Origin of the sequence: Bordetella genomosp. 5 (assembly GCF_002261315.1) — a bacterium.
In the GTDB taxonomy this organism is placed as follows: domain Bacteria; phylum Pseudomonadota; class Gammaproteobacteria; order Burkholderiales; family Burkholderiaceae_B; genus Bordetella.
The window spans coordinates 19,523-43,403 of record NZ_NEVP01000006.1; the positions used below are offsets into that span (position 1 = coordinate 19,523).

At 66.2% G+C, this 23,881-nt stretch carries 25 protein-coding genes; 6 read left to right on the forward strand and 19 right to left on the reverse strand.

The genetic code is table 11. From position 1 onward, the window contains the following. Positions 1 to 8: 8 nt before the first annotated feature. The 12 genes from nuoK to CAL25_RS08915 form a co-directional block, all read right to left on the reverse strand. Positions 9 to 317: an NADH-quinone oxidoreductase subunit NuoK gene (gene nuoK / locus CAL25_RS08860; protein WP_094799614.1), complete on the reverse strand. Its 309-nt coding sequence runs from the start codon at positions 315 to 317 to the stop codon at positions 9 to 11. Further along, positions 314 to 970, reverse strand: a complete 657-nt coding sequence (locus CAL25_RS08865) for an NADH-quinone oxidoreductase subunit J (protein ID WP_094799615.1) — start codon at positions 968 to 970, stop codon at positions 314 to 316. The genes nuoK and CAL25_RS08865 overlap by 4 nt, the downstream gene beginning before the upstream one ends. Before the next feature lie 17 nt (positions 971 to 987). Continuing rightward, the gene (gene nuoI / locus CAL25_RS08870) at positions 988 to 1,476 is read right to left on the reverse strand and encodes an NADH-quinone oxidoreductase subunit NuoI (protein WP_094799616.1); all 489 of its coding nucleotides are present in this window, start codon (positions 1,474 to 1,476) and stop codon (positions 988 to 990) included. 21 nt (positions 1,477 to 1,497) lie between these two features. Continuing rightward, the gene (gene nuoH / locus CAL25_RS08875; protein WP_094799617.1) at positions 1,498 to 2,571 is read right to left on the reverse strand and encodes an NADH-quinone oxidoreductase subunit NuoH; all 1,074 of its coding nucleotides are present in this window, start codon (positions 2,569 to 2,571) and stop codon (positions 1,498 to 1,500) included. After that, positions 2,571 to 4,898: an NADH-quinone oxidoreductase subunit NuoG gene (gene nuoG, locus CAL25_RS08880; RefSeq protein ID WP_094799618.1), complete on the reverse strand. Its 2,328-nt coding sequence runs from the start codon at positions 4,896 to 4,898 to the stop codon at positions 2,571 to 2,573. Before nuoG ends, nuoH begins: the two co-directional genes overlap by 1 nt. Positions 4,899 to 4,913: 15 nt before the next feature. After that, positions 4,914 to 6,281 carry an NADH-quinone oxidoreductase subunit NuoF gene (nuoF, locus tag CAL25_RS08885; RefSeq protein WP_094799619.1) on the reverse strand — a complete coding sequence of 456 codons (1,368 nt, stop codon included), beginning with the start codon at positions 6,279 to 6,281 and terminating at the stop codon, positions 4,914 to 4,916. Further along, positions 6,278 to 6,772: an NADH-quinone oxidoreductase subunit NuoE gene (gene nuoE, locus CAL25_RS08890; RefSeq protein WP_094799620.1), complete on the reverse strand. Its 495-nt coding sequence runs from the start codon at positions 6,770 to 6,772 to the stop codon at positions 6,278 to 6,280. Before nuoE ends, nuoF begins: the two co-directional genes overlap by 4 nt. A gap of 41 nt (positions 6,773 to 6,813) precedes the next feature. Then, positions 6,814 to 8,070 (reverse strand): NADH-quinone oxidoreductase subunit D, encoded by a 1,257-nt coding sequence (locus CAL25_RS08895; protein ID WP_094799621.1) that lies wholly within the window; start codon positions 8,068 to 8,070, stop codon positions 6,814 to 6,816. 2 nt (positions 8,071 to 8,072) lie between these two features. Beyond that, a complete protein-coding gene (locus CAL25_RS08900; RefSeq protein WP_170948447.1) occupies positions 8,073 to 8,699 on the reverse strand; it encodes an NADH-quinone oxidoreductase subunit C in 627 nt (208 codons plus the stop codon). 79 nt (positions 8,700 to 8,778) lie between these two features. After that, entirely contained in the window at positions 8,779 to 9,255 is a 477-nt protein-coding gene (locus CAL25_RS08905) for a NuoB/complex I 20 kDa subunit family protein (RefSeq protein WP_066132774.1), read from the reverse strand. A 39-nt stretch (positions 9,256 to 9,294) separates the two neighbouring features. Further along, positions 9,295 to 9,654, reverse strand: coding sequence for an NADH-quinone oxidoreductase subunit A (locus tag CAL25_RS08910; RefSeq protein WP_094799623.1), 360 nt, complete (start codon positions 9,652 to 9,654; stop codon positions 9,295 to 9,297). Positions 9,655 to 9,847: 193 nt separating this feature from the next. Further along, complete coding sequence (locus CAL25_RS08915; RefSeq protein ID WP_094799624.1) at positions 9,848 to 10,945, reverse strand: porin; 1,098 nt, start codon at positions 10,943 to 10,945, stop codon at positions 9,848 to 9,850. A gap of 336 nt (positions 10,946 to 11,281) precedes the next feature. Here CAL25_RS08915 and CAL25_RS08920 point away from each other — a divergent pair, with 336 nt between their 5' ends. From CAL25_RS08920 to CAL25_RS08930, 3 genes are read left to right on the forward strand one after another with little or no spacing between them, the layout of a single operon-like run. After that, positions 11,282 to 11,899, forward strand: coding sequence for a TetR/AcrR family transcriptional regulator (locus tag CAL25_RS08920; protein WP_094800181.1), 618 nt, complete (start codon positions 11,282 to 11,284; stop codon positions 11,897 to 11,899). Continuing rightward, positions 11,899 to 12,360, forward strand: a complete 462-nt coding sequence (locus tag CAL25_RS08925) for a PaaI family thioesterase (RefSeq protein WP_094799625.1) — start codon at positions 11,899 to 11,901, stop codon at positions 12,358 to 12,360. Before CAL25_RS08920 ends, CAL25_RS08925 begins: the two co-directional genes overlap by 1 nt. Further along, positions 12,357 to 12,815, forward strand: a complete 459-nt coding sequence (locus tag CAL25_RS08930) for an NAD(P)-binding domain-containing protein (protein ID WP_094799626.1) — start codon at positions 12,357 to 12,359, stop codon at positions 12,813 to 12,815. The genes CAL25_RS08925 and CAL25_RS08930 overlap by 4 nt, the downstream gene beginning before the upstream one ends. Here the strand turns inward: CAL25_RS08930 and CAL25_RS08935 are convergent. The 7 genes from CAL25_RS08935 to CAL25_RS08965 all read right to left on the reverse strand — a co-directional run bounded on the left by CAL25_RS08935 (position 12,793) and on the right by CAL25_RS08965 (position 20,939). Further along, on the reverse strand, positions 12,793 to 13,548 hold the full coding sequence (locus CAL25_RS08935; RefSeq protein ID WP_094799627.1) for a phosphatase PAP2 family protein: 756 nt from the start codon (positions 13,546 to 13,548) through the stop codon (positions 12,793 to 12,795). The two genes, CAL25_RS08930 and CAL25_RS08935, sit on opposite strands and share 23 nt — an antisense overlap. A gap of 30 nt (positions 13,549 to 13,578) precedes the next feature. After that, the gene (locus CAL25_RS08940) at positions 13,579 to 14,391 is read right to left on the reverse strand and encodes a metallophosphoesterase family protein (protein ID WP_094799628.1); all 813 of its coding nucleotides are present in this window, start codon (positions 14,389 to 14,391) and stop codon (positions 13,579 to 13,581) included. Then, the gene (locus CAL25_RS08945) at positions 14,388 to 15,368 is read right to left on the reverse strand and encodes a diacylglycerol/lipid kinase family protein (RefSeq protein WP_094799629.1); all 981 of its coding nucleotides are present in this window, start codon (positions 15,366 to 15,368) and stop codon (positions 14,388 to 14,390) included. Before CAL25_RS08945 ends, CAL25_RS08940 begins: the two co-directional genes overlap by 4 nt. Positions 15,369 to 15,455: 87 nt before the next feature. Then, the gene (locus CAL25_RS08950; protein WP_094800182.1) at positions 15,456 to 16,352 is read right to left on the reverse strand and encodes a LysR family transcriptional regulator; all 897 of its coding nucleotides are present in this window, start codon (positions 16,350 to 16,352) and stop codon (positions 15,456 to 15,458) included. Between the two features lie 13 nt (positions 16,353 to 16,365). Further along, positions 16,366 to 18,858 carry a branched-chain amino acid ABC transporter ATP-binding protein/permease gene (locus tag CAL25_RS08955; RefSeq protein WP_094799630.1) on the reverse strand — a complete coding sequence of 831 codons (2,493 nt, stop codon included), beginning with the start codon at positions 18,856 to 18,858 and terminating at the stop codon, positions 16,366 to 16,368. Beyond that, positions 18,855 to 19,733 (reverse strand): branched-chain amino acid ABC transporter permease, encoded by an 879-nt coding sequence (locus CAL25_RS08960; RefSeq protein ID WP_094799631.1) that lies wholly within the window; start codon positions 19,731 to 19,733, stop codon positions 18,855 to 18,857. The genes CAL25_RS08955 and CAL25_RS08960 overlap by 4 nt, the downstream gene beginning before the upstream one ends. 21 nt (positions 19,734 to 19,754) lie before the next feature. Beyond that, positions 19,755 to 20,939 (reverse strand): ABC transporter substrate-binding protein, encoded by a 1,185-nt coding sequence (locus CAL25_RS08965; RefSeq protein ID WP_094799632.1) that lies wholly within the window; start codon positions 20,937 to 20,939, stop codon positions 19,755 to 19,757. A 277-nt stretch (positions 20,940 to 21,216) separates the two neighbouring features. Here CAL25_RS08965 and CAL25_RS08970 point away from each other — a divergent pair, with 277 nt between their 5' ends. Genes CAL25_RS08970 through CAL25_RS08980 form a run of 3 tightly spaced genes read left to right on the forward strand, consistent with a single transcriptional unit; the run spans position 21,217 to position 23,881 of the window. Continuing rightward, positions 21,217 to 21,639, forward strand: a complete 423-nt coding sequence (locus CAL25_RS08970; RefSeq protein ID WP_094800183.1) for a nuclear transport factor 2 family protein — start codon at positions 21,217 to 21,219, stop codon at positions 21,637 to 21,639. After that, positions 21,636 to 22,592, forward strand: a complete 957-nt coding sequence (locus tag CAL25_RS08975) for a polysaccharide deacetylase family protein (protein WP_094799633.1) — start codon at positions 21,636 to 21,638, stop codon at positions 22,590 to 22,592. The genes CAL25_RS08970 and CAL25_RS08975 overlap by 4 nt, the downstream gene beginning before the upstream one ends. Further along, positions 22,589 to 23,881 carry an amidase gene (locus CAL25_RS08980; protein WP_094799634.1) on the forward strand — a complete coding sequence of 431 codons (1,293 nt, stop codon included), beginning with the start codon at positions 22,589 to 22,591 and terminating at the stop codon, positions 23,879 to 23,881. The genes CAL25_RS08975 and CAL25_RS08980 overlap by 4 nt, the downstream gene beginning before the upstream one ends.

The window sequence follows — 23,881 nt, forward strand, 5'->3', positions numbered from 1 at the left end:
ATACCCCGTCAGCCCTTCAGGCGATCGAGATCGTCAACGTTGATCGTGTTCAGGTTGCGGAACAGCAGCACCAGGATCGCGAGGCCGATGGCGGCCTCGGCCGCGGCCACGGTCAGGATGAAGAACACGAACACCTGGCCGGCGGTATCGCCGTACCAGCTCGAGAACGCCACGAAGTTCATGTTGACGGCCAGGAGCACGAGCTCGATGGACATCAGCAGGATGATCAGGTTGCGGCGGTTGAGGAAAATGCCAAAGATGCCGATGGCGAACAGGATCGCCCCCAGGATCAGGTAGTGAGCCAGCGTCAGCGTCATTGTTTTTCTCCTTGGGCGGCGCCATCGGCGGCGGCCGGCGCGGCCGTGCGGCCTTGCGCGCGGTCGCTCTGGGCCGTCATCTTGACCATGCGGAAGCGGTCCTTGGCGCGCACGCGGACGGCGGCCACCGGATCGTTGTACTTGACGTCGCGACGGCGGCGCAGGGTCAGCGCGATCGCCGCCACCATGCCGACCAGCAGCAGCGCGGCGCCCACTTCGACACCGTAGACGTACTGCGTGTACATCGCTTCGCCCAGCGCACGGGCATTGTTGTAATCGCCAGCCTGAACGACTTGCGGGCCGACATCACCCCAGGTCGCGAACAGCACGAACGACATCTCGACCACCATGACCAGACCGATCAGGAGGCCCAGCGGCAGGTAGGTTTTCATGCCGCTGCGCAGGTTGTCGATCCGGATGTCGAGCATCATCACGACGAACAGGAACAGCACCATCACGGCACCGACGTACACCAGCACCAGCAGCAGGGCCAGGAACTCGGCCCCCAGCAGCATCCACAGCATCGCCGCGTTCGAGAACGCGAGGATCAGGTGCAGCACGGCCGTGACCGGGCTGCGCGCGGTGATGACGCGGAAGGCGGCCACCACCAGGACGAACGCCAGTATGTAAAACAGGACAGAAGTAAAAGTCATGGATCAGACCCTGGCGATCAACGGTAAGGCGCGTCTTCGGCCCGGCGTTGGGCGATGTCGGCTTCGTAGCGGTCGCCAACGGCGAGCAGCATGTCTTTGGTGAAGTAAAGATCGCCGCGCTTTTCACCGTGGTACTCGTGAATGTGCGTTTCGACGATCGAGTCCACCGGGCAGCTTTCTTCACAGAAGCCGCAGAAGATGCACTTGGTCAGATCGATGTCGTAGCGCGTGGTGCGGCGGGTGCCGTCCTCGCGCTGGTCCGATTCGATGGTGATGGCCAGCGCCGGGCAGACCGCCTCACAGAGTTTGCAGGCGATACAGCGCTCTTCCCCATTGGGGTAGCGGCGCAGCGCGTGCAGACCACGGAAACGGGCCGAGGTCGGCGTCTTTTCCATCGGGTAGCGCAGGGTGACCTTGCGCTTGAAGAAGTACTTGCCCGTCAGGCGCATGCCCTTGAGCAGTTCAGTCAGCATCAAGCTGCTGAAAAAATCTTTGATCGCTTCCATATCCAGCCTCAATCCGGCGGCTTAGCGCCAAATGTTCCAGGGCGTCTGCATCCAGACTGCCACGACGACCAGCCACACGCCGGTCAGCGGGATGAAAATCTTCCAACCCAAACGCATGATCTGGTCATAGCGGTAACGCGGGAACGACGCGCGGAACCACACGAACAGCGAGACCACGAAGAAAGTCTTGAGTCCCAGCCAGATCCAGCCCGGGATCCAGGTCAGCGGCACGATGTCGATCGGCGCCATCCAGCCACCCAGGAACATGATCGCGGCCATGCACGACAGCAGGATCATGTTGGCGTATTCGCCCAGGAAGAACAGCGCGAACGCCATGCCCGAGTACTCGACCATGTGACCGGCCACGATTTCCGATTCGCCTTCCACCACGTCGAACGGGTGGCGGTTGGTTTCGGCAACGGCGGAGATCACGTAGATCACGAACAGCGGCAGCAGCGGCAGCCAGTTCCAGGAGAGGAACGTCAGGCCGTGGTCGGCGAACCAGCCGCGACCCTGACCCAGCACGATCTCGCTCATGTTGAGGCTGCCGGAGACCAGCAGCACCGTGACCAGCACGAAGCCGATCGCGAGTTCGTACGACACCATCTGCGCCGAGGCGCGCAGGGCACCCAGGAACGCGTACTTGGAGTTGGACGCCCAACCGGCCACGATCACGCCATACACCCCGATCGAGGTGATGGCCATCACGTAGAGCAGGCCGGCGTTGACATTGGCCAGCACCAGTTCGGGACCGAAGGGCACGACCGCCCAGGCTGCAAGCGCCGGCATCAGCGTGACGACGGGCGCCACGATGAAGAGGATCTTGTTGGCCTCGGACGGCACCACCACTTCTTTGGTGAGCAGCTTGAAGACGTCGGCGAACGGCTGCAGCAGGCCCTTGAAACCGACACGGGTCGGTCCCAGGCGCACGTGCATCCAGCCGATCATCTTGCGTTCCCAGTAAGTGAGATACGCCACGCACAGAATGATGGGCACCGCGATGACGAGGATCTTGACGATGGTCCAGACCACCATCCATGCCGTGGGTCCGAGCAGCGCCGTACCGTGGCCCTCGAGAACATTAAGCCATTCCATCAGGCACGCTCCACGCTGATTTGACCGAAGGCGCCACCCAGGGCGGCGGTTTGTGCGAAGGCAGCGGCGATGCGCACGGCGTTATCGGCCACGGCGTCGTCCTGCACGGTTTCGAGTTCGACCGCGCCTTGCGCGCTCGTCACCCGAATCTTCACACCCGCGGTCAGGCTCAGGGCCGCCAGCGTCCGGCCGTTCAGGCGTGCACGGGGGGCACGCGAGGCGGCGGAAGCCTGCAGCGGTTCGGAGCGGCGCACGATGGCGTCGCTGCGGTAGATCGGCACATCGGCCACGCGCTCGAGCGCGCCGGCAGCCTTGCCCAGACCGAGCGCGGCATTGATCTCGTTGGACAGACGGCCTTCGATGCCGCCGGCGAGCGCGGCGTCACGCACGGCTTCGGAGGTTTCTTCTTCGAAGCCGGCGAGGTGCAGCACATTGCCCAGCACGCGCAGAACCTTCCAGGCCGGACGGGTCTGGCCGAACGGCGCGACGGTGCCCTTGAAGCTCTGGGCGCGGCCTTCGGCGTTGACGTAGGTGCCGGAGGTTTCGGTGAACGGCGACACGGGCAGCATGACATCGGCCCAATCCTGCGCCGACGAGCGGAACGGCGTGAGCGCGACGGCGAACTGCGCACCGGCCAGAGCTGCCAGTGCCTGCGGACCGTTATCGGCATCGAGCGCGGGCTCGGCGTGCAGCACGATGTAGGCCTTCAGCGGCTCGGCGAGCATCTGGGCGGCGTTCTTGCCCGACTTGCCCGGCACGGCGCCAGCCAGGTAACCGCCGACGGTGTTGCCACCCGCGGTCAGGAAGCCGAACTTGCCGCCGGCCAGCTTGGCGATGGCCTGCGCGTTGGCGGCCAGCGTGCTGGCGACCGGCGAAGCCACGGCCAGGTTGCCCAGCAGCACGGCGGTGTTGGAACCCGACGCGAGGCTGGCGGCGATGCGCTTGGCCTCTTCGCCCGGCGTGACGCTGGCGAACTCGGCCGGCACGCCCTGCTCCTTGAGCTGGGCCAGCGCGACCACCACTTCGGCCAGGCCGCGCGCCAGCTCGGACGGGCCGAGGGTCAGGCGTGCGGTGACGGGCATCAGCGGATCGTCGGCGGCGCTGTCGACCATCAGGATCTGCGTGCCGCGCTTGGCGGCCTGGCGCAGACGCTGGGCCATCAGCGGGTGATCCTTGCGCAGGAACGAACCGACGACCAGCACGCGATCGGCGGTGTCGAGGTCGGCGATCGCCATGCCGAGCCACGGCGCGCCACCGAGGGCCGCGTCGAAGCCGGCGTCGGTCTGACGCAGACGGAAGTCGATGTTCTCGGAACCCAGCGCGCGCACCAGACGGTTGAGCAGCGCGAATTCTTCGGTGGTGGCGTAGTCGGCGGCCAGGGCGCCGATCTGGCCGGCGCCGAAGCTTTCGCGAACACGCGACAGACCCTGGGCCACGGCCTGCAGGGCATCGGCCCAGGAGGCTTCCTGCCACTTGCCGTCGGCGCCCTTGATCATGGGCGAAGCCAGGCGGTCTTCGTTGTTCAGGCCTTCGTACGAGAAACGGTCACGGTCGCTGATCCAGCACTCGTTGACGTCTTCGTTTTCGAACGGCACCACGCGCAGGACGCGGTCGCCCTTGACCTGGACGACCAGGTTGGCGCCCACGCTGTCGTGCGGGCTGACCGAGCGGCGGCGGGCGAGTTCCCAGGTGCGGGCGCTGTAGCGGAACGGCTTGGAAGTCAGCGCGCCGACCGGACAGATATCGATCATGTTGCCCGACAGCTCGGACTCGATCGACCGTCCCACGAACGACGTGATTTCGGAGTGTTCGCCACGGCCGAGCATGCCCAGCTCCATGACGCCGGCAATTTCCTGGCCGAAGCGCACGCAGCGGGTGCAGTGGATGCAGCGGGACATTTCCTCGGCCGACACCAGCGGGCCGAGATCCTTGTGGAAGACCACGCGCTTTTCTTCGGCGTAGCGCGAGGACGAGCCACCATAGCCCACGGCCAGATCCTGCAGCTGGCACTCACCACCCTGGTCGCAGATCGGGCAATCCAGCGGGTGATTGATCAGCAGGAATTCCATGACCGACTTCTGGGCGGCCTTGGCTTTCTCGTTGCAAGTGTGCACCACCATGCCATTGGTGACAGGCGTGGCGCAGGCGGGCAGCGCCTTGGGCGCTTTTTCCACGTCAACCAGGCACATGCGGCAGTTGGCCGCGATGGACAGTTTCTTGTGGTAGCAGAAATGCGGCACATACAAGCCGATCTTTTGGGCGGCATGCATGACCATGCTGCCTTCGGGCACTTCGACCTTGTTGCCGTCGACGGTTAGTTCAACCATTGCTGTTCCTGAGACCTACAGATATTGCGGGACCACACAAGACTTGTGCTCGATGTGGTGCGCGAATTCGTCGCGAAAATGCTTGATGAAGCTGCGAACGGGCATGGCGGCGGCATCACCGAGCGCGCAGATCGTGCGGCCCATGATGTTGGCGGCCACGTTGTCGAGCATGTCCAGATCTTCCGGACGGCCCTGGCCCTTCTCGATGCGATGCACCATGCGGTAGAGCCAGCCCGTGCCTTCACGGCACGGCGTGCACTGACCGCAGCTTTCTTCGAAGTAGAAGTACGACAGACGCAGCAGCGACTTCACCATGCAACGCGTTTCGTCCATCACGATGACGGCACCCGAGCCCAGCATGGAGCCGGCCTTGGAGATGGAGTCATAGTCCATCGTGCATTCCATCATGATGTCGGCCGGCAGCACCGGAGCGCTGGAGCCCCCCGGAATGACGGCCTTGAGCTTCTTGCCACCGCGCATGCCGCCTGCCAGTTCGAGCAGGGTCGAGAACGGCGTGCCCAGCGGAATCTCGTAGTTGCCGGGACGTTCGACGTCGCCGGTGATCGAGAACAGCTTGGTGCCGCCGTTGTTCGGCTTGCCGACTTCGAGGTAGGCCTGGCCGCCATTGCGGATGATCCAGGGCACCGCCGCGAAGGTCTCGGTGTTGTTGATCGTGGTGGGCTTGCCGTACAGGCCGAAGCTCGCCGGGAACGGCGGCTTGAAGCGCGGCTGGCCCTTCTTGCCTTCGAGCGACTCCAGCAGCGCGGTTTCTTCGCCGCAGATGTAGGCGCCGTAGCCATGGAAGGCGTGCAGCTGGAAGTTGTAGTCGGAACCCAGGATCTTGTCGCCCAGGAAGCCGGCGGCGCGCGCCTCTTCGAGGGCCTCTTCGAAGCGTTCGTACACTTCGAAGATTTCACCGTGGATGTAGTTGTAGCCGACGCTGATCCCCATGGCGTAGGCGGCGATCGCCATGCCTTCGATCACGATGTGGGGATTGAAGCGCAGGATGTCGCGATCCTTGAACGTGCCGGGTTCGCCTTCGTCGGAGTTGCAGACGAGGTACTTCTGACCCGGGAACGCGCGCGGCATGAAGCTCCACTTCAGGCCGGTCGGGAAGCCGGCGCCGCCGCGACCACGCAGACCCGAGGCCTTGACTTCGGCGATCACGTCTTCGGGCTTCATGCCCGTGGTCAGGATCTTGCGCAGGGCTTCGTAGCCGCCGCGCTTGACGTACTCGGCCAGACGCCAGTTCTCGCCATCGACATCGGCCATGATCTGCGGCTGGATGTGACGGCCGTGAAAGACCATCGAGCGCGACAGATCCTGGCCCGGATTGGGGTCCAGGCCCTGAGCCAGTTGCTTGTACAGTTCCGGCGCGTTCATGCCGACTCTCCTTGCGCCTTCAGGCCGTCGACCAGCGCGTCGAGCTTTTCTTCGGTCATGCGCACGCACATATGCTTGTTGTTCACGATGACGACCGGCGAATCGCCGCAGGCGCCCATGCACTCGCCCTCGATCAGGGTGAATTTGCCGTCGGCGGTCGTTTCACGGTACTCGACCCCGAGCTTGCGCTTGAGGTATTCGCCAGCGCGCTCGCCATCACGCAAGGCACAGGGCAGATTGGTGCACACTGCGATCTTGTGTTGGCCGACGGGCTTGACGTCGAACATGTTGTAGAACGTGGCGACTTCCTGGACCGCGATGGGCGGGACGCCGATGTACTTGGCCACGTCTTCGAGGATTTCGGCAGGCAACCAGCCCTTCTCTTCTTGCGCGATGGCAAGCGAAGCCATGATGGCCGACTGCCGTTGGTCGGCCGGGAACTTGGCCAGTTCTCGGTCGATTTTCTGGTAGGCCTGTGCGGAAAGCAGCATAGTTTGAATCCGGATTTATGCGGGCGCTCTAGACTGACGGATCAGCGGTCGATCTCGCCGAAAACGATGTCCTGCGTACCGATGATGGTCACGGCGTCGGCGATCATGTGGCCGCGAGCCATTTCGTCCAGCGATTGCAGGTGAGCAAAGCCAGGCGCCCGAATCTTCAGGCGGTAGGGTTTGTTGGCACCGTCCGACACCATGTAGATGCCGAACTCGCCCTTCGGGTGTTCCACCGCGGCGTAAGACTCGCCCGGCGGCACGTGGAAACCTTCGGTGAAGAGCTTGAAGTGGTGAATCAGCTCTTCCATGTTGGTTTTCATGGCGGTGCGGCTGGGCGGTGCGACCTTGTGGTTCTCGACCATGACGGGGCCGGGATTGTTGCGCAGCCACTCGATGCACTGGCGGATGATGCGGTTGCTCTCGCGCAACTCGGCCACGCGGACCAGGTAGCGGTCGTAGCAGTCGCCGTTCACGCCCACGGGCACGTCGAAATCCATCAGATCGTAGACTTCGTAAGGCTGGGTCTTGCGCAGATCCCAGGCCACGCCCGAACCACGCAGCATCGGGCCGGTGAAGCCCAGGGCCTTGGCGCGATCGGGATCGACCACGCCGATGCCCACCAGACGTTGCTTCCAGATGCGGTTGTCGGTCAGCAGCGTTTCGTATTCGTCGACACAGGCCGGGAAACGGTTGGTGAAGTCTTCGATGAAGTCGAGCAGCGAACCCGAACGGGCGTCGTTCATGACGCGCAGTTCCTTGTCGCCACGGTACTTGCTGCTTTCGCCGTACTGCGACATCGTTTCGGGCAGGTCGCGGTAGACGCCGCCCGGACGATAGTAGGCCGCGTGCATGCGCGCGCCCGAGACGGCTTCGTAGCAGTCCATCAGGTCTTCGCGTTCGCGGAAGGCATAGAGGAACACCGCCATCGCGCCCACGTCGAGGGCGTGCGAGCCGAGCGACATCAGGTGATTCAGGATGCGGGTGATCTCATCGAACATCACGCGGATGTACTGCGCACGCAGCGGCGCTTCGATGCCCAGCAGCTTCTCGATGGCCATGACATACGCGTGCTCGTTGCACATCATGGACACGTAGTCCAGGCGGTCCATGTAGGGCAGCGCCTGGATGTAGGTCTTGTGTTCGGCCAGCTTTTCGGTGGCGCGGTGCAGCAGGCCGATATGGGGATCGGCGCGCTGGATCACTTCGCCGTCGAGCTCGAGCACCAGGCGCAGCACACCGTGCGCGGCCGGATGCTGAGGGCCGAAGTTGAGCGTGTAGTTCTTGATTTCTGCCATGATTAACGCCCCATGCCGTAAGAGTCTTCACGCACCACCCGCGGCGTGATTTCACGCGGATCGATGGTGACCGGCTGGTAAATGACGCGCTTCTGTTCGGGGTCGTAGCGCATTTCGACGGTGCCCGACAGCGGGAAGTCTTTGCGGAACGGGTGGCCGATGAAACCGTAGTCGGTCAGGATGCGGCGCAGGTCGGGATGGCCTTCGAACACGATGCCGTAGAGGTCGAACGCTTCGCGCTCGTACCAGTTGACGCCGGGCCAGCACTCGAGCAGCGACGAGACCATCGGGAACTCGTCGTCGGCGGCGAAGGTGCGCACGCGCAGGCGCCAGTTGTGTTCGATGGAGATCAGATGGATCACCACCGCGAAACGGCCGCGCTGCGGGCCGGCCTTGTCGTCGGCTTGCGCGGCGCGCGAGCCATTACCCCAGGTGAGGTAATCGACGCCACACAGGTCGAGACAGCTTTCGAAATGCAGCGACGGCTCGGTACGCAGCTTGTTGCACACCGTGAGCCATTGGTCGGCCGCAACTTCGAGCGTGAGCTCGCCGATGTGTTCGGTCAGGGCGATATCCTGGCCGAGCGTGGCTTGCAAATTGTTTTTCAGGGTTTCGAGCCTGGTCATCATCTTGTACGCATAGGTAAACCGATACACTGCTTCGCCGCGCGCAGGCAGGCCTCAGCCCGCCGCGCTGTCCGCGGACGAATCAGCGCGCAATCGTGTTGGTCAGGCGGATCTTGTTCTGCATTTGCAGCAGACCATAGACCAGCGCCTCGGCGGTGGGCGGACAACCCGGCACGTAGACGTCGACAGGCACGATGCGGTCGCAGCCACGCACCACCGAATACGAGTAGTGGTAGTAACCGCCGCCATTGGCACAGGAGCCCATGGAAACCACCCAGCGCGGCTCGGGCATCTGGTCATAGACCTTGCGCAGTGCCGGGGCCATCTTGTTGCACAGCGTGCCAGCCACGATCATCAAATCGGACTGACGCGGACTCGGGCGGAAGATGATGCCGAATTGGTCGAGGTCGTAGCGGGCCGCGCCCGCGTGCATCATCTCGACCGCGCAACAGGCCAGACCGAAGGTCATGGGCCACATCGAACCGGTCTTGGCCCAGTTGATGAACTTGTCGGCGCTGGTGGTGATGAAGCCTTGCTTGAGAATGCCGTCAATTGCCATATTCGTCTCTGCTAGCGTGCCAGAAGGATGCGAGGTGCATCACTCCCAATCCAGCGCGCCCTTTTTCCATTCGTAGATGAAGCCGACCGTCAGCACGGCGAGGAAAACCATGACCGTCCAGAAGCCGACGAGGCCCACGGTGCCCTGTGCGATCGCCCACGGGAACAAAAAGGCGATTTCCAGATCGAACAGGATGAAGAGGATGGCCACGAGGTAGTAGCGCACGTCGAACTTCATACGCGCGTCTTCGAAGGCCTCGAAACCGCACTCGTAGGGCGAGAGCTTTTGAGGATCCGGACGCCGCGGTCCGAGCAAGGAACCTGCCGTGATCAGCGCGAAGCCAATTGCTGTGGCCACCGCGATAAACAGCAGGACGGGAAAATACTGTTGCAGATTCATTCAGACGTCCGTCAAAAGCGCAAACCTTCAGATTGTAGCATTTGCGCGGTTACTCTCGGCTGAACTCTACGCCTTGAATTCAGTGTTCCAACAATGAAAAAGCCACCCTTTCGGGTGGCTTTTTTCACGGACAGGGCGAAGGACTGTCCGTGCGCTTTTTGGTCACACAGCGGGGCTTGCGCCCCACCCGTGATTAGAAGCGGTGGCGAACGCCCACGCCCACGGGGGTGCTCTTAGCATCGTCGATGAACAGTGCGTTCTTGGCGTACGAACCGTAAGCGTACAGGTTGGTGCGCTTGGACAGGTCGTAGGTGTAACCCAGCGAGAAGACGTTCGAGGTCGAATCGCCGCCGGTCAGGTTGTCGTTGCTCGGGTCGATACGCTGCCACGAACCGAACAGGCTCGAAGCACCGCCGATCGGGGCCGACAGGCCGACCATGTAGCTGTTGGCCTTGAAGCCGTCAGCGAACGAGTACGTCGGGTAGGACGTGGTGCCCGGGACGCCGCCGGTGGGGGCGCCAGGACCTTGACCAGCGAACCAGCCGTCGGTCGTGCGAGCGTAGGCCAGAGCCAGCTTCACGACTTCGAAGTCGTAGCTACCGCCAACAGCCCACGAACGCGGCGTTGCGCCTTCGTCGCTGCTGTGAACGGGGTTCAGTTGGTCGAACGTGGCAGCGATGTTCAGCGGGCCGTTAACGTAGCGCAGACCGGTGGTGATGCCGCGGACGTTGTCGTTCGTGGCGAAGTTGCCCGAACCAGCGACGTTGAACGAGTAGCCAGCACCGAATTGGAAGCCGCTGAACGACGGGGTCTGATACATGACCATGTTGTCGTAGCGGTTGGTGTTGGCAGCGCTGAAGGCGTGGCCGATGTTGGCTTGTGCGAAGCCGGCGCCGAACGGATCGATCGAGCCGAAGTACTTCGACGCGATGTTGGTTTGGCGACCGAAGTCGATTTGACCCCAGGAGTCGCTGGCCAGACCGACGGTAGCTTGACGACCGAACAGGCGGCCACCTTGGGCGGAGTTACCAGTGCTCGAATCGAAGCCCGACTCGAGTTGGAACACGGCGCGCAGGCCATCACCCAGATCTTCACGACCACGCAGACCCCAGCGCGAACCGTTTTGCACGCCGTTGATCATGCCGACGCGGCTGTGCTTGTAGCCATCGATGTCGAGCTTGTTGTAGCCGATACCGGTGTCGATGATGCCGTACAGCGTGACCGACGTTTCCGCCTGGGCAACACCGGCGAAACCGGCGAGCAGGGCGGCAGCGAGCAGAGTCTTTTTCATTTAAGAAATCTCCGTTGATTTGAGTGACAAAGAGCAGCAACACAGCAAATTCTGGCCTGCCGCCCCCCTAACTCCGCGAAGGGAAGTTGACGCTATTGCATCAAAAATCCCGTGGACTGGCTATGGTCAGGGCCAGAAAACTCGCGCTTTACAGCAGCATTGTTGGGAACTTGCAACATCCCGTCCCCCTTACTTCATAGAGCCACCGGGCTAACCCTAGGCAACGCTCGTCCGACTTTTTAGCTCACAAGCCGCTGGCGGGAAAATCCTCGTATGCTGATAACGCTGTTATCACCTGATATCAACGCTATGAAAATGGCGCGCCCGACGGATCCCATGAATACGCCTCCCTCCCCGCCCACGCCACGCGCCGACCGCATCACCGCCCTGCGCCGCCGGATCATTCTGGATGCGGCGGAGCGGGTATTCGGCCGCGACGGGCTCGAAGCCACGACCATCCGCGCCATCGCCAAGGAAGCGGGATGCACGACCGGCGCGATCTACCCGTGGTTCGACGGCAAGGAGGCCATCTACGGCGAATTGCTGGCCGAGTCACTCGACCGTCTGCATGGCTACTTGTCCGATGCGCTGCAGGCCAGCCCCGGTCCGCGGGCCGCGCGCGGCGTGGTGCGGGCGTTCTTCGGCTACTACGCGGATCGCCCCACCGATTTTTCGCTCGGGCTCTATCTCTATCGCGGCCTGGCGCCGCATGGGCTGGGCCGCGAGATGGACGAGCGCCTGAATGCCCGCCTGAGGCTGTGCGTGGCGTTGCTGGGCCAGGGTCTCGCGCGCACGCGCGACTGGCCCGCGCCGCGCGTGGCGCTCGAACAGATGACGACCTTCACGTACCTGATGGGTCTGCTGCTTCTGCACCACACCCGCCGCCTGAAATCCCTCGATCAGCACGCCGAAACGCTGCTGGATCATTACTGCACGAGCCTGGAGCAACGCTGATGGACAGCCCCCGCACCGCCCCCTCGCCTGCCGCAGAGCCCGCCTCGCCGGTGGCCCGCATCACGCCGGCGGAGTTTGCCGTGTTGTTGCGCGATCAACATCCGTTCTCGGCGGTGCTGGGCATCGAGGTGACGGAGATCGGCCCTGGCACGGCGCGCGCCATCCTGCCGCCGCGGCCGACGCATCAGCGGCTGGGCGGCGTGGTGGCCGGTCCGATGCTCATGAGCCTGGCCGATCTCGTGACCTACGCCGCGGTGGTGGGCGCCACGGGCGAGCCCGGCGCCGTCACGACCAGCCTGACGATCAATTTCTTGCGTGGCAGCCCCGCGGGCGCCATCGTGGCGGATGCGCGCCTGCTGAAGGTGGGCCGCCTGTGCGTGGGCGAAGCCACGTTGCATGCGCCGGACGACGACACCCCGCTCGCCCACGTGGTGAGCACCTGGTCGGTGCCTCGCTCATGAGCGCCCTCCGTCCATTCCAGGCACCCGACGGCTTCCTCGTTGCGCACGGCGTGAGCGTGATCGGTCTCGACGAAGCGGGCTGCGCGGCCGCACGGCAGGTGGCGGCCAGCCGCCCCGACCTGCCGCTCACGGTGTATGACCGCGACGGCGCGCGCTGCGAGGCGTTTCGCGGGCTCGCCACGCTGGCGCTGTCGGTGGAAGAGGCCTTGCGCGAGTCGGACGTGATCGTGCTGGCCCTGCGCGATGGTCACGAGGTGGACCGCACGCTGGCGCGCTACAGCGATGGTGCGGTCAATGCCGATCTGGCGGGCAAGCTCGTCATCGACCTGCATCCGCTCGACGCGCAGTGGGCGCAAAGGCTGGCCCACGCGCTGCGCAGCGCGGGCGCCGGCTACGCGACGCCCGCGCCGGATCCCGCGGGTTGGCTGGCGCTTATCGGGCGGCCCGGAGCCTGAGCGCGCGTTCGGTGCCGGCCACGCACACCGCCAGCCACAACGCGCTTACCGCAAAGCCGGCGGCAACGTCGCTCAGGAAGTGCACCTGCAGGAGCACGCGGCTCACGCCGATCGCGGCGATCAGCACCGCCGTGCCGGCCACGCAGACCACGCGCCAGCGCGGGGCCAGCGCCCGCAGCAGCAGGTAGCAGGAGAATCCATACACGGCCATCGCCGCGGAGGCATGACCGCTCGGAAAACTCCAGCCCGAGGCCTCGACGAAGCCATGCGTGTGCTCGGGTCGAACGCGTTCGAAGGTGTGCTTGAGAATCCAGTTGAGCGCGCCGCCCCCGGCCATGGCGGCCACGCCGCCCGCCGCCAGGATGAACCGACGCCGCCAGAGCAAGCCGAGGACGATGGCGATCGCCAGCACCGTGAGCAGATTGCGGTCGCCGAAATGCGTGAACCACGACATCAGCCACAGCAACGCGGTGGGCATGGCGAGGCTGAGCGCCTGGGCCAGCGCCACATCGAAGACGACGAGCCCGCCCTCCTGGCGCACCGCCAGCGCGAGCCCGAAAAACACCAGGCCGGCCACGCCGGCCATGGCAAGAAAGACGCCGGTGCGACGACGCCCGGTCGGCAGGCCGATCAGCAATTGCCAGGCGGCCGCGGCCGCGAGACCGCCCAGCGCCGGGACGCCCAACAGGATCAACCAGGGATGGGCCGCGACCCAGATAGCGTATTCGTTCATTCAGTATCGACCCGTAGGGCCGCCCGGGGTTCAGTCCGGGCGATGCAAAATCAGCGGATGGGCCGCCGCACGGGCGAACGCCTCGGTGGCGGCGTCGAAGTCCCAACGCTCGACCATGCAGGCGTCGGCCTGCTCGTCGCCGGCGTATTCGATCAGGTTGAGCGAATTGGGCACGCTGCCCCGCACACGCCAGGACGTGGCCGTGCCGGCCTGCACGGCCCAGGCGCCGCGCCCCTTCTGACCTTGCGATCCGAACAGCGGCACGACGTATGGCAGGTGGATGTGCCCGCCCAGGATCAGGTCCACGCCCGCATCGACCCAGGCCGGTACGGCCCGCTCGCGACCGATCAGCAGGTTGGCCGTGTCGCTCTCTTCGACCGCGCGCACCGGATGGTGCATGAGCACGATGCGCAGCTGGCCCCGCCGTGCGCCGCGCAGGCGTTGCGCCACGCGCTGCACCTGGTCGGCCGACACCTCACCATCCTTGTGACGATGCGGCCGCGTGCTGTTGACGCCGATGGCGAGCACCTGATCGTTGTCGAACACCGGCTCGAGCGTCGCACCGAGCGCGCGCCGATAGTTGCCATAGGGATTGAGCAGGCGCGCAAAGAGATTGTAGAGCGGCATGTCGTGGTTGCCGGGCACCGCCAGGACCGGCCGGCCAAGGCTCTGCACGAAGGTGCGCGCCAGCGCGAACTGGTGACGTCGTGCGCGCTGCGTGATGTCGCCTCCCAGCAGCACCACTTCGGGCTGCCATTCGGCGACCAGCCGTTGCACGGCTTTCACCACGGGTTCGACGGTCGTGCCGAAATGCGTATCCGATATATGCAACAACCGGGTCATGCCGGCTCCAGCCGCTGTTCGGGCGGCGGCACCAGCAGAGGCAGGCGATCACGCGCCACTTCGAAGACCAGCGGCGTCTGCAACCAGGTGATTTCGCCGTCCATGGCGACCTTCACCTTGCGCACCTTGCGTCCCAGCCCGATGCTGAGCTTGTCGAACGCAAAGCTGATGACCTGGTCGGCTTCGCCGAGCCGGCTGAACAGCCCGCTCAGCAACAGACCATACAAGGCCAGCGTGCCGACGGGCCGAACCGTCATGGCCACCAGCTTGCCCTGGCGCGTGGCCGGCGCTTCGGCGATGCCGATGCGCTCGAGCTGCAGGGTGTTGTTGCCGACCACGACCGTGGGCGTGCGCAGCAGACGCTCTTCGCCATCGCGTTCGAGCGTGATGCGCAACTGGCGATGCGGCCGGAACAGGGTGACCAGGCCCGACCAGAGCGCCACCAGGCGGCTGCGGCCATAGCGCTGCTTGTAGGCCTCGCGGTCTTCGAGCAACTGCGGGTAGAGACCCACGCTGGCGTTGATCAGGAAGGCATTGCCGTTGAGCATGCCCACCTGCACCTCTTCGATGCGGGCCTCGAGCAGCGCCCGGGTCGCGGCCTCGGTGTCTTGCGAGATGCCATGCGCCCGGCCGAAGAAGTTGAACGTGCCCTGCGGCAGGATGCCGAACGGCACGCCCGAGCCGAGCACCACACTGGCGACCGCGTTGAGCGTGCCGTCGCCGCCGGCCGCGACCACCACGCCGTTTTCGGCCCGCGCCGCCTCGAGGGCTTCGCGCGCCGCCTTCGGCAGCTCGGCGCCCGAGTCGATGGCGATGATCCGATGGCGGCGTCCGGCCTCGTCGAGGATGCGCGAGATCGTCTCGCGCGTGACCGAGGCGTCTTCGCGACCGGATCCGGTGTTGAGGACGATGAAGAAGGGTTCGTTGCCGCTCAGGGAGCGGGCCGGCGCTGAGCCGGTCGGCAGGGCTTGTGTCATGAACCTAAAATAGCGTGCCCCTGCGCCACCCGCAAGCCGCGGACGGGTCTGGCGAGGCTTCGGCATGCCATCGAGATGCAAACGGCGCTACGGGATGTGACAAGGCGCCGTGAAGTCCAGGCTCGCCAGCACGGCCGCCTGCATTTTTTGCACCAGCGCTCGCGCGTCGTCGCGCCGGTATTGCACGCTGTACGGCAACGCGGCCGGCGCGGGATCGCTGGTCAGCACATGCAGCCGGCCCTGCGCCTGCAAGGCCTGCGCCCACTGCCGTGGCAGCAGCCCGATGCCGGCGCCTTCGATCAGCATGCCGACAATGGCGCCCCAGTTGTTGCAGGACAGCCGTTGCTCGGCCGGCCCGAGACTGTCGAGCCAGGGTTCGAGGACCCGGTGCGTGCCGGCACCATCCGGCAAGGTGATGAGCGGACTCTGCCGCAGCAGCTCGGAGGTGAGCACGTTGGCATCGCCCACCAGCCGCGGCGCGCCGACCCAGGCGAATGCCGCCTCGCCGGCCGGCACCGAGACGATGCCGCTGCGAGAGGAACGTCCGGCGATCACGGCGAAATCGAGTTCGCCGTCGGCCACGCGGCGCTCGAGCACCTGGCCGATATCCACGTAAGGCTCGAGCGCCAAGGCCGGATAGGCCTGGCGCACACGCCCGATGAAGGCCGGCAACCAGGTCAGCGCGCTGAGCTCGCCGACGCCGAAGCGGCAGCGGCCCGCGAGCTCGTGCTGCGCGGCCATCGAGGCGCGGATGCCATCGGCCGAGGCGAGCAGGTCGCGCGCCTGCGGCACCAGGCGTTCCCCGGCCGACGTCAGCACCGCCCTATGGCCGGTGCGGTCGAACAGGACCTGACCGAGGGCTTCCTCGAGCTCGCCGATGCGTTTGGACAGCGAAGAGACCGACAGATGGAGGCGATCGGCCGCCACCGCGAAACTCGCGCAAGTGGCGGCCCAGTAAAAGGCTTCGAGCTGTTTGAGCGTCATCCGCCGATTGTAGTCAGGCGTGACCGCCCAGGTAGGCATTGGCCAATTCGTCGTTCGCCGCGATCTCCGCCGCCGAGCCCTGCGCCACGACATGTCCGCCTTCGACGACGTAGGCGCGATCCGCCAGCGCCAGGGCCAGGCCCGCCATCTGATCGACCAGCAGGATCGTCATGTTTTCGTTGCGCAGCCGGTCGAGGGCGGCGAAGAGCTCGGCGATCACCTTGGGCGCGAGCCCGAGCGAGGGCTCGTCCAGCAGCAGCACGCGCGGCCGGCTCATGAGCCCGCGCGCCACGGCCAGCATCTGCTGCTCACCGCCCGACAGCAGGCCCGCGCGCTGGTGCAGGCGCTCGCGCAGGCGCGGGAACCGCTGCAGCATGCTCTCGACGCGGGCCTCGCGATCGCGCGGGTCCAGGAAGGCGCCGAGCCGGATGTTGTCGAGCACCGACAGCTCGGGGAACACCTGCCGGCCCTCGGGCACGAGCACCAGGCCCAGGCCGACGATGTCCTCGGCCGCCCTGCCCTCGAGCTCGTGACCATCGATATGCATCGCGCCGGACTGGCTGCGGTGCAGGCCCGCGAGCGTGCGCATCAGCGTGGATTTGCCCGCGCCGTTGGCGCCCAGCAGCGCGACCATTTCACCGGCCCGGACCTGCAGGCTGATGCCGTGCAACACCGGTTCGGCGCCATAGCCCGCCACCAGGTCGGCGACGCCGAGCAGCTCCGGTCCGGCCGGGCGCGGTTCGCGCTGCACGGGCGCCTGGGCCTCGAGCGACTCGCCCAGATAGGCCTGCTTCACGGCGGGGTCGTTCTGCACCTGCGCCGGCGTACCGACGGCAAGACGCCGCCCCGCATCGAGCACGACCAGTTGATCGGAAATCGCCATGACGAGCGCCATGTCGTGCTCGACCAGCGCCACGCCCACGCCCGCGTCGGCGATACGGCGCAGCAGCGCGGCGAGCCTGTCCTTGTCCTCGCGCGACAGGCCGGCGGCCGGCTCGTCGAGCAGCAGCACGTCGGGATCGGTGGCGAGGGCCCGCGCGATCTCGACCAGCCGGCGGTCGACGTGCGCCAGACCGGCGGCCGGCAGCACCGGCGAGCCGGTGTAGCCGCAGAACGCCAGCAGTGCGCGCGCCTGGGCGCGGGCGGCGTCGCCATGGAATCGGCCCGCGGAAAACAGACCGCCCAGGCGCCCTCGTCCCATGGCGAGCACCACGTTGTCTTCGACGCTGAGGGTGCCGAACAGTTGCGAGGTCTGGTAGGTACGGGCGATACCGGCGCGCGATATGCGGAAGGCGGGCAGCCCGGCCAGGGCCTGCGAACCCAGCGTGAATCCGCCGGCGGACGGCCGGTAGAAGCCGCTCATCATATTGAGTGCGGTCGTCTTGCCGGCGCCGTTGGGGCCGATCAGGCTCGTCACGGCGGCTTCCGGCACGCTCATCGACAGATCGCTCACGGCTCGTACGCCACCGAAGGTGATGCCCAGCCCCTGCGCCGACAGCACGGCGCGCGGACGGCGCGGCAACGACACGGCCTCGGTGGCGGCGGCCGCGCTCCCCGGTGCCGCCGCGGCGGCGCCCAGACCGGCCCGGCGCACGACCTGGCGCCACAGCCCGACCGCGCCATCCGGCGCGACCCACAGGACCAGCAGCAGCAAGGCACCGAAGAACAGCAGGCGATAGGCTTCGAGCGAAGCCAGCAACTCGGGCAGCACGCCGACGATGAGCGCGCCGATGATCGGGCCCGCGACGGTGCCCGCGCCGCCCACGATCACGACCAGCACGAACAGAATGGACTGCATGAAGCCGAAGGTCTCGGCCGTGACGAAGCTCGAGAGCGGGGCGAACAGGCCGCCAGCCAGCCCTGCCGCGGCGGCCGACAGCGTGAAGGCCACCGTCTTGATGACGAGCGGGTTCAGACCGATGGAGTGTGCGGCCGTCTCGCTGTCGTTCACGGCGCGCATCGCGGCGCCCCAACTGCCGCGCGCCAGCAGCGCGTAGCCCACCAGCACCAGCGTCGCCGTGATGATCGCAATGATCGCGACGGTCTGCTCCGGTCCCAGGCCGGCCCACAGCTGCGGCGGCAGGATACCCATGATGCCGCTCTGCCCGCCGGTGAGATCGCGCATCTCGACCGCGGCGTGCTGCACGATGAAGGCGAAGGCGATCGTGATCATTGCCAGGTAGGGCCCCTTCACCCGCAGCGCCGGCAATGCGAGCAAGGCGCCCAGCGCGGCGGCGAGCAGCGTCCCGGCGGCCCAGGCCGGCCAGAAGCTCCAGCCTGCCTTGGTCGTGAGGATCGCCACGGTATAGGCGCCGATCGCATAGAAACCGATGTGCCCGAACGAGACCTGGCCGGTCAGGCCGAGCAGCACGTTCAGGCCGATGCCGACAATCGCGATGAGCGCGATGTTGGCGAGCACGAAGACGTAGTAACTGTTGAGCGTGAGCGCCAGCACGATCGCCAGCGACACGAGCGCGGCACCCGCCGCAAAGGATTTGGCGTTCATACTTTCTTGACCTCCGCCCGTCCGAACAGGCCATTGGGCCTTGCGGCCAACACCGCGATGACCAGGGCGAATGTGATGATCTGCGTGTAGCCCGAGCCGAGGGTGACGGTGACGAGCGCTTCGGCCAGGCCGAAGATCAGGCCCGCGAGCATGACGCCCCAGGCGCTGCTGATGCCGCCGAGGATGGCGACCGCGAAGGCCTTCAGGCCGAACAGCGTGCCCATGTCGGCGGTCACGTGAAACAGCGGCGCGATCAGGATGCCGGCGATGCCGGCGAACAGCGTCGAGACGGCAAAGGCCGCGGCGACGGCGCGCTTGATCGGAATGCCCATCAGGCGCGCCGCGTCTCGGTTCTGCACCACGGCCAGCAGCGCGATGCCCCAGCGGGTGCGGCGCGCCACCAGATGCAGCGCGGCCGCGAACGCCAGACCCAGCAGCGGGATCAGCAATTGCAGCGGGTACACCCCCAGCCCGAGCCCGGCGACTTCGATCGGCGACACCGCCAGCGGCGAAGGCAGACTGCGCGGCTCCTTGCCGAAGGTGTGCATCACCACGTTGTCGAGCACGATGCCCAGGGCCACGGTGGACATCAGCCAGGCATTGGAGCCTCGCGATGCGAACGGCCGCACCGCGACGAACTCGACAATCAAGCCATAGAGCGCGCAGCAGATCAGCGCCAGCAGGATGGCCGGCGCCATGCCCCAGCCCAGGGTCTGGGCGAAGGTGAAGCACAGCACCGCGCCCAGCATCATCGAGCTGCCCTGCGCGAAGTTGACGGTCCCGGAGACCGAATAGGTGATGTGGAATCCCAGCGCCATGAGGCCGTACATACTGCCCAGGCCCAGGCCGCTGATCAGCGCCGCCAGCAACTGCATGGTGTTCTCCGCCCGCTGCCGTTATTGCGCCAGCCCGACGGGCAGGATGCGGTTATCGATGAACTGAGCCCAGACATAGTCCTTCTCGCTCAGTGCGTCATGCACCGAGGGCGTGAAGGGTTGCTTGTATTGCTTGATCAGGCCGTCGTAGCTATCGATCTTGTAGTAGCCCTGACGGATGGCGTCGCCATCGGTGGAGCCGGCGCGCTCGATCGCCAGCGCGGTGAGCTGCATCGCGTCGTAGGCATTGGCCACACCCACGGCGGGCGTGATGTTCTCGGGGCCCTTCACATCCGGGTACTTGGCCTTGAGGGCGGCGATCACCTTTTCGCCGACCGGCGACTGCTTGCCGAAGAAGCTGTAGGTCTGGACGAAGTGCACGTTCTTCGCGTTAGGGCCGGCAAGCTCCGTGAAACGGCCGCCCGCCGGGCCCCAGTGCGAGACCACCGGCACCTTCCAGCCCATGCGGTCGAGCGACTTCACCACCTGCGCCGACGGACCGACGTTGCCCACCATGAAAAGCGTATCCGCGCCCGCGGCCTTCAGGCGCGTGAGCTGCGGCACCACATCCACATCGTGGCCCTCGAACTTCTCGCTGCCGACCGGCTTCATGCCTTTGGCCGACAGCGCGGCGACCAGGCCCTTTTCGTTGGACTCGCCCCAGGGGTTGTTGACCATGATGAGGCCGAACTTCGACGTGTTGAAGGTCTTCTGCGCGTAGTCGACCATGCCGATGTCGACGACCTCGTCCACCGCCGAGACACGGAATACGTAGTTGGGATTGGCGCCGTTCTTCGTGATCGGCGTGCCGGCGGCCCAGGGTCCCATGAACGGCACCTTGGCCTGATTGACGAGCGGCACGATGGCCATCGACACCGGCGTATCCAGGCCGCCGATGATCACGGCGACCTTCTCCTTGTAGATCAGCTCGCGCGCGGCAACCACACCCTTGGCCGGATTGGCTTCGTCGTCGCGCCGCACCAGCTCGAGCTTGCGTCCGCCCAGCACGCCGCCCTTGGCGTTGATCTCGTCGATGGCGACCTGCACCCCGCGCGAGATCGATTCGCCGGCGAGCGCCGATTGGCCCGACAAGGCGGTGATCAGGCCGATCTTCACGGGGTCGGCGGCCAGGACCTGCGGGCCGAAAGCCGTGCCCACGAGGGCGAAAGCGGTGCAGACGAAGGTGCGGCGAGAAAGACGAGACATGGAATTCTCCCGAAGGGGTTGTGGTGATCGGCGCCAACGACGCCTCTGCCCCTCTCAAGCAAAACCCATGCCAGTTTTGCTTTCCTGCGCTCAATCCTGGCACAGGGTTTGCTTGTGTACCAGGGTATTTTTGCCGTCAATCCATAGGTATTTATTGACGACAATTAATGGATTCATTGACGGAAAGAAAGGCTCGCCCCCTGGGGCTGGCCATTTCGCCCGTCTGTCTCGAGACACCTCGTACGCACAAGAACAGTGCAATTCATGGGAGCAAATGATGCAGACCGCACCAAACTGGAACGCCGCCGACGCGGGCGCCATCGTCGACAGTTATCTGACGACGTTGATGAAGCCGGATCCCGAAGGCGCGCGCCGCTACGTCAGCCCCGACCTGCGCATCCGATTCACCGGCGGCCGCGAGATGCGCGACCCGTCGGAGTGCACCGCGTTCAATGCGTCGCGCTATGCCTGGGTGAAGAAGCGCTTCGAGTCCACCGACGTGGTGGCCGGCGCCACGCCGCAACAGGCCGTGGTCTATAACCGGGGCACCCTGTACGGCGAATGGCTCGACGGCACGCCGTTCGAAGGCAATCGTTATGTCGACCGCTACGTGGTCCGCAACGGCCTCATCACCGAGATGGACGTCTGGAACGACAGCGCCGAATGGCTGCTGGTGCGCGCGGGTCTGGCAGCGAAATGAGCGCCCCCTCCCCTTCCGCACCGGCATCGGCGACCAGCCCCGCGCGTTACGGCCCGCTGCCCACCCACGACCGCTTCGATTACGCGCCCATCCATCGGCGCGCCGATTACAGCTGGCCGGGCGGCGCTCGCCTGGCCGTGTATCTGGGCTTCAATATCGAGCACTTCGCCTACGGCTCCGGCCTGGGCGCGCGGCTCGGCGCCAGTTTCGGCGAGCCCGACGTCCTGAACTACGCCTGGCGCGAGTACGGCAACCGGGTCGGCGCCTGGCGCTGCCTCGAGCTGTTCGACGCGCTGCGCCTGCCGGCGGGCGTCATCGCCAACACCGCGATCCTCGATCATTGCCCCGAGCTGATCGATGCCTGCCTCGCGCGCGGCGACGAGCTTATCGCGCACGGCCACACCAATGCAGAACATCAGGGCGGCTTCGACGAGGCCACGGAGCGCGCGCTGCTCGAGCATTGCGCCCAGCGCTTCGCCGAGTGCACCGGCGCCGCGCCCGCCGGCTGGCTCTCGCCGTGGATCGCCGAGTCGCCGCTCACCTGCGACCTGCTCGTCGAAACCGGCTATCGCTACACCCTGAACTGGTGTCACGACGATCAACCGACCACGCTGCGCACCCGCAGCAATCGGCCGCTCTGGTCCGTGCCCTATCCGCAGGAAGTGAACGACATCCCGATGATCGTGGCGCGCCAGATGGACGGCAAAGACTTCGCCCAGCTCATCATCGACAACTTCGACGAGATGCTCGAGCAATCCCGCCAGCAGCCGCTCGTGATGGGCATCGCCCTGCATCCCTATCTCGTGGGTCAGCCGTACCGCCTGCGCCATCTGCGCCGCGCGCTCGCTCACATCGCCGCGCGCCGCGATCAGGGCGAGGTGTGGGTCACCACGCCGGGCGCCATCAGCCAGCACGTCGATACCCTTACCGCCGACCAGGAGCTTTCCGCATGACCACTTCGCAACCGGCCGCCTCGCCCCTGCCCTATGCCGACACCGCCGGCGCGTGGGTGCCGCACGGCCTCTTCACGCTGCCGCCGACAGGCTCGGGTCCGCTCGATGGCCTGCGCTTCGCGGCCAAGGACCTCTTCGACGTAGCCGGCCATCCCACCGGCGCCGGCAACCCGGACTGGCTCGCGACCCACGAACCGGCCAGCGCCACCAGCCCCGTCGTCGCGCGTCTGCTCGCGGCCGGTGCGCGGCTGGACGGCAAGACCATCACCGACGAGCTGGCCTACAGCATCCAGGGTGAGAACGCGCATTACGGCACGCCGCTGAACACCCGCGCGCCCGATCGGGTGCCGGGCGGCTCGTCAAGCGGATCGGCGTCCGCGGTGGCCGCCGGCCTGGTCGACTTCGCGCTCGGCACCGACACGGGCGGATCCACCCGGGTGCCGGCGAGTTACTGCGGCCTGTGGGGCCTGCGCACCACGCACGGAAAGGTGAGCGCGGAACACCTCGTGCCGCTCTCGCCGCTGTTCGATACCGTGACCTGGCTGGCGCGGGACACGGCCGTTTTCGAACGCGTGGGCAGCGTACTGCTCGCGGATGACGCGCCGTCGCCCTGGCGCGCGGCCGTCGTGCTCGGCGACGCCTGCGCCCAGGCGGAGCCCGCGTTCGCCCCCCTGCTGGACGCCGTGCGCCAGGCGCTGAGCGAGGAGCTCGGCGTGGCGCCGTCGGAGGCACCCACCTCCGACACCGATCTCGAGCATTGGCGCCAGACCTACGTGACCGTGTCGGCCTACGACGCGTGGCAGACGCACCGTGACTGGATCACGCGCGTGCAGCCGAGCTTCGGCGCGGCGGTCGCGGGCCGCTGGAAGATGGCCGCCGGCGTGGACGCCGACACCGCGGCGCGCGCCACGGCCGAGCAGGCGCGCCTGCGCGAGCAGATTCGCGCGCTGCTGGGTACCGACACGGTGGCCGTGCTGCCCTCCGCCTCGAGCGCGGCGATCTCGCGCACCGCGGACGCCGCCGCGGTGGATCAGATCCGCGCCAACACCTTCCGCATCACCTCGATCGCGGGTCTGGCCGGTCTGCCGCAGGTCAATATCCCGTTCATCGGCGCGGACGGCCTGCCGGCGGGGGTATCGTTGCTCGGCCCGGCGGGAAGCGACCTGGCGTTGATCCGTCTGGCCATCGCCGTCGGCCGGCGGACGGGCGCGCTGGGCGTGGGGACGTTGCCCGGAACCGACGCCGCGACAGGCCCGGCTGCGCAGGCCCTGAACCCGGTGGCAAAATAG